Annotated in this window: 15 protein-coding genes; 6 read left to right on the top strand and 9 right to left on the bottom strand. The window is 37.9% G+C overall.

Annotation, left to right across the window (positions count from 1 at the left end):
* Positions 1-46 precede the first annotated feature (46 nt).
* Positions 47-676 carry a porin family protein gene (locus AC3E9U_RS02925; RefSeq protein WP_488745407.1) on the bottom strand — a complete coding sequence of 210 codons (630 nt, stop codon included), beginning with the start codon at positions 674-676 and terminating at the stop codon, positions 47-49.
* 238 nt (positions 677-914) lie between these two features.
* Positions 915-3,701: an excinuclease ABC subunit UvrA gene (uvrA, locus tag AC3E9U_RS02920; RefSeq protein WP_488745406.1), complete on the bottom strand. Its 2,787-nt coding sequence runs from the start codon at positions 3,699-3,701 to the stop codon at positions 915-917.
* A gap of 306 nt (positions 3,702-4,007) precedes the next feature.
* On the opposite strand from uvrA, the gene AC3E9U_RS02915 reads away from it, so the two are divergent.
* The gene (locus AC3E9U_RS02915; protein ID WP_488745405.1) at positions 4,008-4,592 is read left to right on the top strand and encodes an RNA polymerase sigma factor; all 585 of its coding nucleotides are present in this window, start codon (positions 4,008-4,010) and stop codon (positions 4,590-4,592) included.
* Between the two features lie 51 nt (positions 4,593-4,643).
* The gene (locus AC3E9U_RS02910) at positions 4,644-4,787 is read left to right on the top strand and encodes a hypothetical protein (protein WP_488745404.1); all 144 of its coding nucleotides are present in this window, start codon (positions 4,644-4,646) and stop codon (positions 4,785-4,787) included.
* A gap of 35 nt (positions 4,788-4,822) precedes the next feature.
* Here AC3E9U_RS02910 and nth read toward each other — a convergent pair whose 3' ends face one another.
* Positions 4,823-5,476 carry an endonuclease III gene (gene nth / locus AC3E9U_RS02905; RefSeq protein WP_488745403.1) on the bottom strand — a complete coding sequence of 218 codons (654 nt, stop codon included), beginning with the start codon at positions 5,474-5,476 and terminating at the stop codon, positions 4,823-4,825.
* A 171-nt stretch (positions 5,477-5,647) separates the two neighbouring features.
* On the opposite strand from nth, the gene bcp reads away from it, so the two are divergent.
* Entirely contained in the window at positions 5,648-6,103 is a 456-nt protein-coding gene (bcp, locus tag AC3E9U_RS02900; RefSeq protein WP_488745402.1) for a thioredoxin-dependent thiol peroxidase, read from the top strand.
* 44 nt (positions 6,104-6,147) lie between these two features.
* On the opposite strand, the gene AC3E9U_RS02895 is transcribed toward bcp, so the two are convergent.
* Positions 6,148-7,626, bottom strand: a complete 1,479-nt coding sequence (locus AC3E9U_RS02895; protein WP_488745401.1) for a TonB-dependent receptor — start codon at positions 7,624-7,626, stop codon at positions 6,148-6,150.
* 86 nt (positions 7,627-7,712) lie between these two features.
* Between AC3E9U_RS02895 and AC3E9U_RS02890 the strand changes: the two genes are divergently transcribed.
* From AC3E9U_RS02890 to AC3E9U_RS02880, 3 genes are read left to right on the top strand one after another with little or no spacing between them, the layout of a single operon-like run.
* Entirely contained in the window at positions 7,713-8,477 is a 765-nt protein-coding gene (locus tag AC3E9U_RS02890; RefSeq protein ID WP_488745400.1) for an MBL fold metallo-hydrolase, read from the top strand.
* A 1-nt stretch (position 8,478) separates the two neighbouring features.
* Positions 8,479-8,982, top strand: a complete 504-nt coding sequence (locus AC3E9U_RS02885) for a hydrolase (RefSeq protein ID WP_488745399.1) — start codon at positions 8,479-8,481, stop codon at positions 8,980-8,982.
* A gap of 49 nt (positions 8,983-9,031) precedes the next feature.
* Positions 9,032-9,535, top strand: a complete 504-nt coding sequence (locus tag AC3E9U_RS02880) for a hypothetical protein (RefSeq protein WP_488745398.1) — start codon at positions 9,032-9,034, stop codon at positions 9,533-9,535.
* Between the two features lie 29 nt (positions 9,536-9,564).
* On the opposite strand, the gene AC3E9U_RS02875 is transcribed toward AC3E9U_RS02880, so the two are convergent.
* The 5 genes from AC3E9U_RS02875 to AC3E9U_RS02855 form a co-directional block, all read right to left on the bottom strand.
* Positions 9,565-10,209 carry an alpha/beta hydrolase gene (locus tag AC3E9U_RS02875; RefSeq protein WP_488745397.1) on the bottom strand — a complete coding sequence of 215 codons (645 nt, stop codon included), beginning with the start codon at positions 10,207-10,209 and terminating at the stop codon, positions 9,565-9,567.
* 2 nt (positions 10,210-10,211) lie between these two features.
* Entirely contained in the window at positions 10,212-10,541 is a 330-nt protein-coding gene (locus tag AC3E9U_RS02870) for a hypothetical protein (RefSeq protein WP_488745396.1), read from the bottom strand.
* Positions 10,542-10,547: 6 nt separating this feature from the next.
* Complete coding sequence (locus AC3E9U_RS02865; protein WP_488745395.1) at positions 10,548-11,801, bottom strand: dihydroorotase; 1,254 nt, start codon at positions 11,799-11,801, stop codon at positions 10,548-10,550.
* Complete coding sequence (locus tag AC3E9U_RS02860) at positions 11,798-13,726, bottom strand: vWA domain-containing protein (protein ID WP_488745394.1); 1,929 nt, start codon at positions 13,724-13,726, stop codon at positions 11,798-11,800. Before AC3E9U_RS02860 ends, AC3E9U_RS02865 begins: the two co-directional genes overlap by 4 nt.
* A 100-nt stretch (positions 13,727-13,826) precedes the next feature.
* Positions 13,827-15,173 (bottom strand): DEAD/DEAH box helicase, encoded by a 1,347-nt coding sequence (locus AC3E9U_RS02855; RefSeq protein WP_488745393.1) that lies wholly within the window; start codon positions 15,171-15,173, stop codon positions 13,827-13,829.
* Positions 15,174-15,188: the final 15 nt, after the last annotated feature.

The following is a 15,188-nucleotide window of genomic DNA, read 5'->3' as shown; positions in this document are numbered from 1 at the left end:
CCTTTTGTTATGACGTTAAATGCGTTTGCAAAAAGGTTTTGATTATTTATTGGAATCTGAATCCTAAACCAATTTGAAATACAGAATTTTTAATGTTATCACCTTCTCCGGCATCTCCAATTTGAGTTAAACCAAACTGATATCTTGCATTAGCAAAAACAACATCGGAAAAGTCATAGTTCATACCAAAGCCTAAACCAAAATCTGTTGATTTAAATAGGTCTTTCTGATCAGATGTATCCGAGCCTAAACCTTCTATTTCAACCTTTACTTTAGCAGTTGTCAAAAACCCTACATATGGACCTCCTTCTAATGAAAAATCTTTTACGACTTCATATTTAAACATCACAGGAACATTAATGTAGTTTAATTTTAAAGTAGCATCATAATTATATCCAAGATAATTTCCTTCACTTTTAGAACCTTGAGCCGAATACACTACTTCCGGTTGGATCGATAATTTATCAGTTAAAGGAATTTCAACAAATAAACCGGCATTAAATCCGACAAACATATTTGCATCGCCGGCATCATCACCAACTATGTTAGCTAAATTCAGACCCGCTTTGGCTCCATAGCTTACTTCTGAAGTTTTTGAATTCGTTTTTGTTGTTTCCTGTGCATTAGCAAAACCAAATGCTAATAATGCTACTGCAGATAATGCAATTTTTCTCATTTTGTAATTAATTTTTCGCAAAAATAAGGAAAATCACGTTATATATTTAACGATGCAATATTTTGTGTTTTTAAAATTGTAAGAAAAAGATCTTAAAAATTTCAATTAAGACATAGGATAAAATTGTAAGCCAAACAATATCAATCTCTTTTCTAAAGACTGGTTTAAATTCTTTTTTTAAATCTTTTTTTCCTTCAAAAAGTCCACTCGTTTTGGGAAAATATTTGTATCGTACTTTTTACAGTTTCTCTTTCAGGTATTTACCTGTAGCGGACTGCTTATTCTTGACGATTTCTTCCGGAGTACCAAAAGCAATCAGTTTTCCTCCGTTTTCACCACCTTCCGGACCAATATCGATAATGTAATCGGCACATTTGATCAAATCAAGATTGTGTTCGATTACGATAATGGAATGTCCTTTTTCAAGCAATGCATCAAACGAAGCCAACAGTTTTTTGATATCGTGGAAGTGCAATCCGGTTGTCGGTTCATCGAATACGAATAAAGCTTTTTCTTTTGTTGCCCCTTTCACTAAGAATGAAGCCAGTTTGATACGCTGTGCCTCTCCGCCGGAAAGAGTAGAAGAGGACTGCCCCAACTGAACATAGCCCAAGCCAACATCCTGAAGCGGCTGCAGTTTCTGGGTGATTTTAGTCTGCTTATGTTCGTTGAAAAATGCAATGGCATCATCAATGGTCATCGTCAAGACATCATCGATGTTTTTGTTTTCATAATTAACTTCCAGAATCTCTTTTTTGAAGCGTTTACCGCCACAGGTTTCACATTCCAGATGCACATCGGCCATGAACTGCATTTCAATCGTCACTTCACCATCTCCTTTACAGGTTTCGCAACGGCCTCCTTCCACATTGAAAGAGAAATGTTTGGGCTGATAACCACGCATTTTCGACAATTGCTGTTTGGCAAACAAATCACGGATCTCATCGTAGGCTTTGATATAAGTTACGGGATTCGAACGTGAACTTCTTCCGATCGGATTCTGGTCTACGTATTCAATGTGTTTTATATGAGAATAGCTTCCTGCTAATTCAGTAAACTGACCCGCTTTTTCTCCCACGCCTTCCAGTTTTTTCTGGATCGCCGGGAACAATATTTTTTTGACCAAAGTACTTTTTCCACTTCCTGAAACACCGGTAATTACCGTCAGGCATTCCAAAGGAAAAGTAACATTGATATTTTTTAAATTATTTTCACGTGCGCCGATAACATCAATATGATTTTTGAATTTTCGACGTTTTTTAGGAACTTCGATCTGCATTTTACCATTTAGGTATTTTGCAGTCAGCGAGTCAGCTTTAAGGATTTCATCGTAGGTTCCCTGAGCAACCAGTTCACCTCCTAAAGTTCCTGCTTCCGGACCTATATCGATGATCATATCTGCCGCTTTCATGATGTCTTCATCATGTTCCACTACAATTACAGTATTTCCTAAATTGCGCAAGTCTTCCAGAACTTTTATCAGTCTTTCGGTATCTTTCGGATGTAAACCGATACTTGGTTCGTCCAAAATATACATGGATCCCACCAAACTGCTTCCCAAGGATGTAGCCAGGTTGATTCGTTGTGATTCTCCTCCTGAAAGTGTGGCTGAATTTCGGTTTAAGGTCAGATAATTTAATCCGACTTCATCCAAAAAGCGCAAACGGTTATTGATTTCGATCAAAAGACGTTTGGCCACTTTCTCGTCATATTCGGATAAAGTCAGCGCTTTAAAGAACTCGATCAGGTTTTTAATAGGCAAATCCACTAAATCAGAGATGGTTTTCCCACCAACCTGAATGTAATTGGCTTCAGGGCGTAATCGCTTTCCTTTACAGGCATTGCACTTCGTTTTTCCGCGGTAGCGTGACAGCATTACGCGGTTTTGGATTTTATAATTTTTCTCTTCCAGTTCTTGAAAGAAGGCATCCAATCCTACAAAATAGCGGTTGCCGTTCCAGATCAACGCTTTTTGTTCGTTTGACAGTTCGAAAAAAGGTTTATGGATCGGAAAATCGAAATGATGGCTGTTGTTGACCAACTGATCGCGGTACCAGCCCATGCTTTCACCACGCCAAGGGTAAATGGCATTTTCATAAACCGAAAGGGCCGTATTTGGGATTACTAATTCCTCATCAATACCGATAACATTTCCGTAGCCTTCGCATTTCGGACAGGCGCCATAAGGATTGTTAAAACTGAATAGATGAACGTTCGGCTCTAAAAATGTGATTCCGTCCAATTCAAAGTTATTGCTGAAAACAAAACGTTTGTCGGAATTCAACTCCTGAAGATAGCATTCGCCTTTTCCTTCATAAAAAGCGGTCTGAACGGCATCGGCAAGACGATTATAGAACTCTTCCTCTTCTTTTACAATGATTCGGTCGATGATTAAAAGCACGTCTTTGTTATCTAAGGAATGCTGATCGATTTCGTCTAAACGAACCATTTCATTGTCAACCAGAATACGGGCAAAACCTTGCTGCAGCAAGACTTTCAATTTGTCCTCAAGCGCTCTTCCCTGTTCTAAATGAATAGGGGCGAGGAGAAGCCATTTGCTTTCCAATTCAAAACGCTGAACTTCGGCAATGACATCGCTCACGGTTTGTTTTTTCACTTCTTTTCCTGAAATCGGTGAAAAAGTTCTTCCAACTCGGGCATACAGTAATTTCAGATAATCATAGATTTCTGTTGAAGTTCCCACAGTCGAACGTGCGTTGGTCGTGTTTACTTTCTGTTCAATGGCAATGGCCGGTGCTATTCCTTTTATGTAATCGACTTTCGGTTTGTCCAATCGGCCTAAAAACTGACGTGCATAAGAAGATAGACTCTCAACATAGCGACGTTGCCCTTCCGCATACAGCGTATCGAATGCCAAACTGGATTTTCCCGAACCTGAAAGTCCGGTGATAACCACAAGTTTGTTTCGCGGAATCGCGACATCCACATTCTTAAGATTGTGAAGTTGCGCTCCCTTTATGATGATGTTTTTCTTTGGCTCTAATGTTGTAATGTCAGTTTTCATAGAAAGTCGATGAACTGCAAAGATAGCGAAAAACCAAATTTTAAAGAATTTGTTTCGGTATTATTAGTGTCAAAATAAGGAGGGTAGATTCTTTATTAACAGACTTTAAAGTATTGATTTCATAATTTTATTTAATTCATTTTCAGGTATATTGTATTGTCAAATGTTAAATTTTAGAATATTATTTGTAGGATAAAAACATTTATTCTTATATTTGGTTAACAATAATTCAAAAAAAAAACAACAGCCTATTGTATAAAAATACTTTTTAGAATTAATCCCAAACCAAAACTAAAAGGTATTATTATGGCTAATGTTGTACTTCCGGACGCAGTCCTAGTAAAAAATTATGTAGGCGGAGATGAAAATGCTTTAGCTACATTAATTGAGAGACACCAATCTAAAATTTACGGATTTATTTATTCCAAGGTAATGGACAGAGATGTCACCGAGGATATCTTTCAGGACACTTTTATTAAAGTTATCAAAACTTTAAAGACTAAAAATTATAGCGAAGAAGGTAAATTTTTACCTTGGGTGATGCGTATTTCTCATAATCTGATTGTTGATTATTTCAGAAAGACCAAAAAAATGCCATTTAACAGAGATACTGAAGAATATTCTGTTTTTTCACTGATGACGGATAACAGTCCGAATATCGAAAGCAGAATAATCACGGAACAGGTGGAGGTAGATTTACAGCGTCTTATCAATGAATTACCGGACGATCAGCGTGAGGTATTGGTTATGCGAATTTATGATGATTTAAGCTTCAAAGAAATTGCAGATTTGACTGGGGTTAGTATCAATACAGCCTTAGGCAGAATGCGTTACGCTTTGATGAACTTGAGAAAAGTGATCGAGAAAAATCAAATTATTTTAACCAATTAAACAATATTATTGGTCGGGTTGCGTTATTGTTTTATAATTAATACAGAAGCAATGGCAAAACTCTACTCTAAAAAGAAAAAAGCAACTCCAAAAATGTTACCTAAAAAGGAAACCGTAAATTTTTTGCTCAACTATTCTAAAGCGTTGAACATTACAAAGGTGGGTGACTTAACTTTTGAGAATATTGCTAATTAGGAAAATGTCCCGAAACAGGAGTTTCGGGACATTTTTTATTTACCCTTGTAGTACTCATCCAAAACCGATTTTCTACCAATGGTTTTTGTGATTATGTCTTTCTCGATGTTCCAGCCGCGAGCCGGAGAATATTCCCTTCCATACCAGATAATCTGAAGATGCAGGTCGTTCCACAATTCGCGTGGAAAAATACGTTTTGCATCTTTTTCCGTTTGTTGAACGTTCTTTCCATTGGTTAGGTTCCAGCGATACATTAGTCGGTGAATATGTGTGTCAACCGGAAAAGCAGGAATTCCAAAAGCCTGACTCATTACCACACTTGCTGTTTTATGTCCTACAGCCGGCAAAGCTTCCAGTTCTTCAAAACTCTGTGGTACTTCTCCATTGTGTTTTTCAATCAATATTTGGGATAGGCCGTGAATTCCTTTTGATTTCATTGGCGAAAGTCCGCAGGGCTTTATGATTTCTTTGATTTCTTCAACCGAAAGTTTTACCATATCATAAGGATTATCCGCCTTGGCAAATAAAATTGGAGTGATTTGATTTACCCTGACATCCGTACATTGAGCCGAAAGAAGAACGGCTATTAACAGTGTATAAGGATCTTTATGATCTAGCGGAATAGGAATTTCGGGATAAAACTCATTCAGCTTATCAATTACAAACTGAATTTTTTCGTCTTTGGTCATTTGGAATTACGAATTAATAATTACGAATTACGAATTGCGAAAATAAGTTTTCTTCAGCAATAAAACACAGAGGTTCCAGGAAACTGCTAAATTTGATCTTAGAACCTTAGAACCTTAGAACCTCCGATAAACTTTGTAACTTTGCTGCTTTACAACTTTGAAACTATAGAAATGACAACATTACAAAAGGGAGATAAAGCACCTAATTTTTCGGCAGTGGACCAAGATGGAAAATTACATTCCTTGGCAGATTATGCCGGGAAAAAATTAGTGGTTTTCTTCTATCCAAAGGCTAATACACCAGGTTGTATAACAGAAGCCTGTGACTTGAGAGATAATTACGAACGTTTTAAAGCCGGTAACTATGCGCTTTTAGGAGTGAGTGCTGATAGCCAAAAAGCTCAGGGAAAATTTAAGAATAAATTCGATTTTCCTTTTCCGCTTTTAGCCGATGAGGATAAAAAAGTAATTGAAGCCTTCGGGGTTTGGGGACCAAAGAAGTTTATGGGAAGGGAATTTGACGGAATCCACCGAACCACCTTTGTAATTGACGAAAACGGAATAATAGAAGATGTTATTACCAAAGTTAAAACCAAAGCACATGCTGCCCAGATTTTGGATAGTTAATTCAGATGATAAAAGAAAAGAGGAAGCAATTAGCTTCCTCTTTTTTATTTTGTTGTATTCTCTTCTTGTAAAATGGTTTCCTCATTATAACCAAAAAGATGGTTTTTCTTGATGAGTTCCGCAATACCTTCAGGCAACATTTCTTCCCAGCCTTTTTTTCCTTTACTGATCATTTTCAATACTTCACGGGAGAAAATCTTAAGGTGATCTTTATCAAAATCTGTGATATCCATTACTTTCCCATTGTAAGCGAAGAATTTGTACAATTCTTTCATTCGCGGATGAACTTTCAGGTTTTGCGAGGTAATAATCTGATGGTCTTCATCTTCCATCGGATATAAAAACACTTTTAAATCACGATAGAACAATTTACCGAAAGCTTCCAGGATGCCTCCGCTTAAGTGACGGTAATATTTCTCGTCGAAAATATCGATCAGGTTACTAACTCCCATGGCTAATCCCATGCGGGCTTTGGTGTATTCTGAGAAATATTCCACCACTTTATAATATTCCTGGAAATTGGAAATCATAACGGTTTTTCCCAGTGAGCAAAGCAATTCCGCTCTGTCGATGAAGTCAAGTTCGTCAATTTCTCCTTCGGAACGTAAGTTGGAAAGTGTGATTTCAAAAACTACTAAAGCATTTTCTTTTTCTACTTTCTTTTCCTGAAGGAACATTTCCAGTGATTTCTCATACATGTCCATGTTTACCTTCGTAACCGGTCTGAAACTTCCGCGAAGTGCTAATATATTTTTCTTGTATAAAACGGCAGCCGGCAGTACATTGTTTCCGTCAGGACCAAACATTACTGCGTCGGTCATTCCGTTTTTAACTAACTGCAAACTCATTAATCGGTTATCTACATCTTCAAAACGCGGACCTGCAAAGTTGATCGTGTCAATTTCCAGCTGGTCTTTGTCCAAATGGTCGTACAGGTAACGTAATAACTTTCGGGGATCGTTGTATTTGTAAAATGCGCCGTAAATCAAATTTACTCCCAGAATTCCAAGTGTTTCCTGTTGTAATTTAGCATCGTTTTCTTTGAAACGAATATGCAGAATGATTTCGTTGTAGTCCTCATTAGGCTCAACCTGGAATTTGATTCCTACCCAACCATGGCCTTTAAATTGTTTTGCAAAGTCAATGGTTGCAACAGTATTTGCATAACTGAAGAACATTTTGTCCGGGTGTTTTGCACGGTCCAAACGCTCTTCAATCAGACGGGTTTCATGGGTTAACATTTTTCGAAGACGGCTTTCCGTAACATAACGACCGTCATCTTCAACACCATAAATAGCATCACTGAAGTCTTTATCATAGGCAGACATTGCTTTTGCGATCGTACCTGAAGAACCACCCGCACGGAAAAAGTGTCTTACTGTTTCCTGACCGGCACCAATCTCGGCAAATGTCCCGTAAATGTTCTTATTGAGATTTATTCGAAGTGCTTTGTCTGCAACAGCAGGTATAACTTCAATTTCGCGATCTCCTTTTAATTTGATTTCGCCTCCTAAATTCTTCATAGTTCAATGATATAATGACAAAGTTAACAAAATAGCTATTTTTAAAAAAGAGAAATAATCCTATTTTTGTAAAAAACACTACAATTTTGAAAGTATATTTTTTAGGAACCGGAACTTCACAAGGTATTCCCGTAATCGGCAGCCATCATTCGGTGTGCCTGAGTGATGATATAAAAGACAAGCGATTGCGTGTATCGGTGTGGATTCACTGGGAAGATCACTCATATGTAATCGATTGTGGCCCTGATTTCCGACAGCAGATGCTGGCTTCAAAATGCCAAACATTGGACGGGATACTGTTTACCCATGAACATGCTGATCATACGGCTGGTCTTGATGATATCCGCCCTTTTAATTTCCGCAAGGGAGCTTTGCCGATTTATGCCCAGGACAGGGTGGTTGAAAGTTTGGTAACGAGGTTCGGTTATATTTTTGAAACGGAAAACCGTTATCCGGGAGCACCGTCAGTGATTGTAAATGAGATAGAAAACAATAAGCCTTTTGCAATCGGAAACAAAACAGTAGTTCCGGTTTCAGTATGGCATGGAAGTTTGCAGGTTTTTGGTTTCAGAATTGATGATTTTGCCTATTTGACGGATGTAAAAACCATAGACGAAGCCGAGATTGAAAAGCTGAAAGGAGTTAAGGTTCTGGTAGTCAATGCGCTTAGAGAAGAGTTGCATGCCACGCATTTTAATTTGCAGGAAGCGTTGGATTTCATAGATTTGATAAAGCCGGAGCGCGCTTATTTAACGCATATAAGCCACTTATTGGGTTTCCATGCAGAAGTAGAAAAAAACTTGCCCAAAAATGTATTTTTGGCTTACGATAATTTAGAAATCAGTATTTAAAATGAAAAAAGCAGTTTTATATTTATTTATTCTTTCCCTGTTGTTTAACGTGTTTCAGTACATGAATTCAACAAAAATCCTTAAAACACAAATTAAGGAAATTGAAAATGCCAAGGCAAAAACTAAAGTAGTAAGGGATTCGGCCAATATTCTGTACAATCAGATGGTGGATGCCAATTATTTTTCGCTGGAACAGGATGATGAATCGATAAATTATCTTGAAAATTACAGCATTCCGGAACTGACCAATATCATTAAAAACGAATTATTGGAACTAAACAATAAACCGAATGGTAACCCGTTGGTTCCATATGATCCGATCGACGGAAACAAATGGATTATCAATAAGATCAAGTTGCTAAATCATCGTTGGATTATTGCTGATATATATAGCGGACAGATGCGGGGCGAAATTTTAATCAAATACTTTGTAAACGAAAATAAACCGACCGATTTTGAAACCATAGAAACGATTTTGCATTCGAAAAATGCGCCAGGTCGATAAATTTGTAGTAAATTAGTCCGGATATTTAGTATTTAAACCTTTTCATGACATGAAATCAGTTTTCGCAATAATCATAGCAGCCGTACTCTTTACTTCCTGCGATCTCATTTTAAAGGATCATTCCAAAGATGATGAGATTCAAATGGAAACAAAGCCTGTGGTTCTTGGTACTGATAGAGATGATAAAGGTTGTGTTACTTCTGCAGGGTATGTCTGGTCGCAGACTAAGAAGAATTGTATTCGTATTTTTGAAGAAGGTTTTCGCCTGACGCCCTATCATTCACCTGCTGACACCATTGATGTGGACGGAGAACAGGCAACTTTAAACGCTTATGTCATTTTTAATGAAGAAAAATCCGTAGCCGAATTATTTTTACCGGATACTAAAAATTCCCTTTTATTAAAAAGAGAAAGTGACGAAGAACCCTATGTAAAAGATGATTGGAAACTGGAAGCAAAGAAAGGCTATGTTCTTAAAAAAGGCAGTCAGATAGAATATGTTTCGGCCTTGGCCATAGAAAAGAAAATAACCGGCAGTGATACCGGTGAATAAAAAAAGCTCCTTTTTTGGAGCTTTTTTTATTATTGTTCTAACCAGTTTTTAAAGTCGAAGAAATTCTGAGGAGCGACACCATGACCAACCGGATATTCTTTATAAACAACATCCAGTGCCAGATCTCTTAAAACTTCAGGAGCTTTTCGTGCCCAATCCACCGGAATAACCTGATCGACAGTGCCGTGAGAAATGAAAAATTTCAGTTTACTGATATCATTGTTTTGGAAATTTTCTTTTAGAATGTCGAAGTTCAGGTAACCGCTCAAAGCTACCACACGGCGTACTTTTTCCGGATAGGAAAGTGCCACTGCATAACTTAAAATCGTACCCTGACTAAATCCAACCAAGGTTACATCTTTCGGATCGATCGGATAATTAGCCACTAATTCGTCAATAAATGTCACAATTAAATCGCGGGAAGCTCTTGCCTCGTCATTATCGGAGAATTTGTTTTCATCGGCATCAAAATGAATAGCGTACCAGGCATTTCCATAAGGTGGAAGCGGGTAGGGAGCACGTGCCGAAATCACAAAATAGTCATCAGGTAATTCCTGTGCGAAAGAGAATAAATCTTCTTCATTACTACCATAACCGTGCAACAGCAGCAATAAAGGGTTCTTATCTTTTTTGATTTTTGGTTCTCTGACCAAATGATATAATGAAAAACTCATGTTTATGAAATGCTTTTAAACCAACTCTGAAAATAAGTTCCCAGCAACGGAACCGGTTTTGTTTCGCCTTTTACGGCTGACATGATGCCAAATGCCCAAAGAACAGAAACTCCAATCCACGCGGAAATAGTAATCATCGGGTTGTTGAAATTATTGACAATCAATCCTAATCCTATGAAAGTAATGGTTAACCCTAATGCCTGCCGAATATGAAAAGAAGCAAAACTGTTTTTGCTTTCCGCATTCATGGACATTGCAATAAGAACACCAATTCCCAGAATGTAGCTGGTTATCGCTGTTGTTTTACCTTCTTCTACCGTGTTGTTTTCCATGTCCGGTTAGTTTAAAATCAATTTTCCGTTATTATAAATTCCGTATGCTTTACCTTTCATCGGTTGTCCCAGAAAGGCAGAGTTTTTTGATTTTGAAAGGATGTTTTCTTTGCTGAATTCCCAGTTTCCTTCAGGAGTAAACAAAGTAAGAGAAGCTTTGTTTCCTTCTTGAACACCGTGTTTTTCAATACCGAAAACTCGTTTTCCATTTGTTAGTTTATCGATGATAACTTCCAGAGGTAATACCGTTTGTAACGCGCCGAAAGCACTTTCCAATCCGATGGTTCCGTTTTTGGCATTATCGAATTCCATTTTCTTGTGTTCGATATCCAATGGGTTATGATCAGAAGTAATCAAATCGATAGTTCCATCCAAAACGCCTGCAATTAAAGCTTTTCTGTGATTTTCGTCACGTAAAGGCGGACTTACTTTGTATCTGGTGTCAAATCCGGTTAAAACATCGTCAGTTAACACTAAATTATGAACGGCAACACTACAGGTTACATTCAACCCTTTTGCTTTCGCTGATTTAATTAATTCAACTGATTTTGCAGATGAGATCGTCGGGATATGCATTTTTCCGCCTGTATATTCCAATAAAAACAGGTTTCGGGCAATTTCAAGTTCTTCTGCCAAAGCCGGAATAGCTTTTAATCCCATGCGTGTGCTTACCAACCCTTCGTGAACCACTCCGTTTCCTTTGATGGTTTTGTCCTGGCAGTAAGCAAGAACCAATCCGTCAAAATCCTGAACATATTGCAATCCGATTTTCAAAATATTGGCATTATCGGAATTCTTGTTATAATCTCCAAAAGCAACCGCTCCGGCATTTTTCATATCAAACATTTCAGCCAAATCGTTGCCTTCGCTGTTTTTGGTGAATGCTCCGATCGGGTGCAATTGTGTAGCAAATCCGTTAGATTTATTAAGTACGAAGCTCACTTGAGATTGATTGTCGATAACCGGGAGCGAATTAGGCTGCAGAGCTACATTGGTAAATCCGCTTTTTGCCGCAGTTGAAAGTCCGTTTGCAATGGTCTCACGATCTTCAAAACCAGGCTCACCAAAAGAAACCGATGCGTCAAACCAACCTTGTGAAACGTGAAGGTCTTCTAATTCGATCACTTCAAGACTTTCATCATTGGAAAGGTTCTGACCGATTTTTGTTATGATTCCGTCGATAATTTTAATGTCGGCTTTTTGATTGTGAAAAGCACTTTCATTATCAATAATAGTTGTGTTTTTTAAAATTACGTTCATTTTACGAATTTTTGTATCAGTAGTTCGAGTACTAAAAATAGTAGTGTTGCCAGTATAAAATAGTTCCATACTTCGTTGCCGGTTCGGGCAGAATGGATGTCGTTGAAAACAGCTTCCACAGAAGTTACGGAGGTAAAATTATCAAATATATTGTCGTTGATCAGACTTAGGTCGCTTTCAGTTCTGGGATGATTAAAGCTGATGTTTTTCAGGACTTCCTTGTTCTTCATTACCGAGAAATTACCCGATTGTTCCGGATAATCACCAAAGGTTAATTTGATTTTGTTGTTCAGGATCTGTTGCATCGGAATGAAGTCCGAGTGATCGTTTGCAATGGTAACCACTTCATCTTTAGAAAGTAAAGCGTCTAAGATCAGGTTTTGGTTATCACCGATAGTAAACGCCGTAATTCCAGTTTTCTGATTGTTCTGAGCCATGTTGAAAAACGTCGGTACAATCAGCGGTGAATTTTGGAAATTACTGTTGGCTTTGTTGATCGGAGCTGAGAAAACATACAGATTTCCTATCTTGTTGGTGGCCGAACCTAAAAAGAAGGACTGATCGGCATAACTTAAAACGGGAGAACCGCTATTGTTGGTGCTGAATGCCGCATTTACTTTAGGATATTGAAAATTATCGGTTTTTCTTTCGAATACAGTTTTGTATAACGGATGGCTGAAAGCGATTTTGGTAATCTGTTTTTCCTGATTTTGAAGTGCTCCGAACTGAATACCGCTGAAATTACTCAAAAATGAATTGATATTTTGAGGAGTACTTTCCGCAGAAGGAATCAATACTACGTTGCCTCCTTTTTCGTAAAAGGCTTTCAGTGTTGTGGTTAGCGCCTGCGGAATGTCTGTGATCTCGTTCAGTACAACCGCGTCCTGTCTTTCAATGGCATTGTAATCCAATCCGCTAAGTTCTGTTGATGTGAAGTTGAACTCGTCTGTTGTATAAATTCGGGAAAGGAAATTGTTTTTCTGGCTTTCGCCGATGGCAATGACATTAGATTTTTGCGGTTTTGAAATACTGAAATAATAAGTATTATCATAACTCAGACTATTGTCTTCGATGGAAACATAACCGTGAAAATCCTTTTTCGGCAAATTGAACTGCACCGATTTTTTGTTGTCTTCAAGCTTTGCAACCGTTTTGGCAATAAGATTTTTTCCGTTGTAAACTGACATCGGGATTTCTTTTTCGTGATCACCAAATCCTTTTACGTCGACTTTTATTTCATAAAACGTCTCTGATTGTCCTGTTATGGAAACCGCACCAATACTGACATTGTTTTTGTTTTCCGCCGTTGGGATCCAATAATAAACCGGAGAACTTTCACTGATTTTTTCAATGTTTTTCGACTGCACATTAACGGCATCGGTTATGATGAAAATATCTTTAGGGATGTTGTGTTTTTTGGTTTCTATTTTTGTCAGCAGAAAATCCAACTGAAACGGAGTCGCACTGTATTGCAGGTTTTGCAGATCCTTCTGAATCGATTTGATATCAGTGTCCCAAAAAGTCTCGGTATTGGTAACCAATGAAAAACGCTGGTTTCCCGGAGTGTCTTCCAAAAGTTCCTGAATGGATCTTTTTAATAATTCCCCACGGCTGCCTTTTGCCTGCATTGAAAAAGAATTATCGAGAATGATAACCATTTCGTTTCCGGAATTCTGACTGTCTTTGGCTTTAAAAAAAGGCTGCGCAAAAGCTATAATCAGACACGCTAATAAAAGCAAACGGATTGCAAGCAATAACCATTTTTTGATTTTGGAACTCTTTCGGGTTTGAATACTGAGCTCTTTCAGGAAGCGAACATTGGTGAAATATTCGGTCTTAAAGCGGCGTAATTGAAATAAATGCACCAAAATTGGTATCACCAATAAAAAAAGGAAATACAGAATTTCGGGATGTTTGAATTGCATTTATTTTTTAAGATTTTTCAAAGATAACTATTAGTTTTTAGTGTTCAGTATTCAGTATTCAGTTTTTTTTTATTGATTACTGATAACTGAACATTGCCAACTATTTCTTCTTTCTCTTCTGTGCACGTTTTTTCTCAACGCCTCTGTTTCTTGGTGCCGTTTTTCTTGGTTTTGTTTTACCCGGACCTCCAAGATTTACTTTTTTGTTTTTATCCGATTTTTCATGAAAAGCAGCTCCACCTTCAAGTTTCACCTTTTTCATAAGGAATTTGACTTTTTTCTTGTCTTTTTCAAATTCCAATCGTTTTTCCTCGATGGTTATTTCCTCCGGAATTGCAAGGATCTCCAATTCTTTTTCCATTAAAAGTTCAGCTTCCATCTGGAATTCTTCTTCCGCAGGAGAAATCAAACTGATGGCGATACCGTCTTTGTCCGCACGACCGGTACGCCCAATACGGTGAATGTACTGCTCCGGCACTTCCGAAAACTGCATATTGATAACGTGTGTAATGTCGGAAATATCCAAACCGCGGGCCATGATATCGGTAGTTACAATTCCTCGGATTTCCCCAGCCTGGAAACTGGCCATTGTATTCAAACGGTAATTCTGAGATTTATTGGAGTGGATAACACCGAATTGTCCGGAGAAATCTTCTTCCAAAAGATCCATCAGAATATCCGCTACTTTTTTATTATTGACAAATACCAAAAGACGCTCCATGCTTTCATCTTCTGCAAGTAAATGCTTCAGTAAATTGACTTTAGTAAGGAAATTAGGAACATGGTAAGCCAATTGTTGTATTTTTTCTAAAGGAGTTCCCGATTGTGCCAGGGACACTTCTTCAGGAAAATCGAAAAACTCTTCCAAAATCTCATCAACTTCATCCGTCATCGTTGCCGAAAACAAAATGTTCTGACGCTTAGGACGCATCATCGAGAGTATGGAAGTAATCTGGAAACGGAAACCTAAATTCAGGATTTCGTCAAATTCGTCAATTACTAATTTCTGGGTTTCATCAAAACGAACAACATTATCTAAAGCCAAATCCATCATACGGCCCGGTGTTCCGACTAAAACATCAACTCCTTGATATACAGATGTTTTTTGTGTATTAATGTTTACACCTCCATAAACTCCTAAAACGCGAACCGACATATATTTGGTCAGTTTTTCCACTTCTTCGGCTACCTGAACAACCAATTCACGGGTAGGGACTATAATCACCACTTTTGGTGTATGCGTTGGAGTAAATTTCCACTGTTTTAAGATGGGAAGTAAATATGCATAAGTTTTACCCGTACCGGTTTGGGCAATTCCCATAACATCGCGTCCCGACATGATAACCGGAAAAGATTTCACCTGAATCGGTGTTGGGGTTGTTATGCCCAACTCGTCAATGGCTTTCTGTAGGGATTTTGGAAGATTGAATTGCTCAAAAGTACTCATAAAAACGTATATTTT

This window comes from Flavobacterium sp. 21.1 (assembly GCF_057801535.1).
The sequence above is the reverse complement of the archived record's forward strand: the minus strand, read 5'-3'. Positions and strand labels throughout refer to the sequence as shown.

Bases quoted from the DNA above. Each gene is read 5' to 3' on its own strand.
- AC3E9U_RS02925 (WP_488745407.1), bottom strand. From the start codon at position 676: ATGAGAAAAATTGCATTATCTGCAGTAGCATTATTAGCATTTGGTTTT.
- uvrA (WP_488745406.1), bottom strand. From the start codon at position 3,701: ATGAAAACTGACATTACAACATTAGAGCCAAAGAAAAACATCATCATA.
- AC3E9U_RS02915 (WP_488745405.1), top strand. From the start codon at position 4,008: ATGGCTAATGTTGTACTTCCGGACGCAGTCCTAGTAAAAAATTATGTA.
- AC3E9U_RS02910 (WP_488745404.1), top strand. From the start codon at position 4,644: ATGGCAAAACTCTACTCTAAAAAGAAAAAAGCAACTCCAAAAATGTTA.
- nth (WP_488745403.1), bottom strand. From the start codon at position 5,476: ATGACCAAAGACGAAAAAATTCAGTTTGTAATTGATAAGCTGAATGAG.
- bcp (WP_488745402.1), top strand. From the start codon at position 5,648: ATGACAACATTACAAAAGGGAGATAAAGCACCTAATTTTTCGGCAGTG.
- AC3E9U_RS02895 (WP_488745401.1), bottom strand. From the start codon at position 7,626: ATGAAGAATTTAGGAGGCGAAATCAAATTAAAAGGAGATCGCGAAATT.
- AC3E9U_RS02885 (WP_488745399.1), top strand. From the start codon at position 8,479: ATGAAAAAAGCAGTTTTATATTTATTTATTCTTTCCCTGTTGTTTAAC.
- AC3E9U_RS02880 (WP_488745398.1), top strand. From the start codon at position 9,032: ATGAAATCAGTTTTCGCAATAATCATAGCAGCCGTACTCTTTACTTCC.
- AC3E9U_RS02875 (WP_488745397.1), bottom strand. From the start codon at position 10,209: ATGAGTTTTTCATTATATCATTTGGTCAGAGAACCAAAAATCAAAAAA.
- AC3E9U_RS02870 (WP_488745396.1), bottom strand. From the start codon at position 10,541: ATGGAAAACAACACGGTAGAAGAAGGTAAAACAACAGCGATAACCAGC.
- AC3E9U_RS02865 (WP_488745395.1), bottom strand. From the start codon at position 11,801: ATGAACGTAATTTTAAAAAACACAACTATTATTGATAATGAAAGTGCT.
- AC3E9U_RS02860 (WP_488745394.1), bottom strand. From the start codon at position 13,726: ATGCAATTCAAACATCCCGAAATTCTGTATTTCCTTTTTTTATTGGTG.
- AC3E9U_RS02855 (WP_488745393.1), bottom strand. From the start codon at position 15,173: ATGAGTACTTTTGAGCAATTCAATCTTCCAAAATCCCTACAGAAAGCC.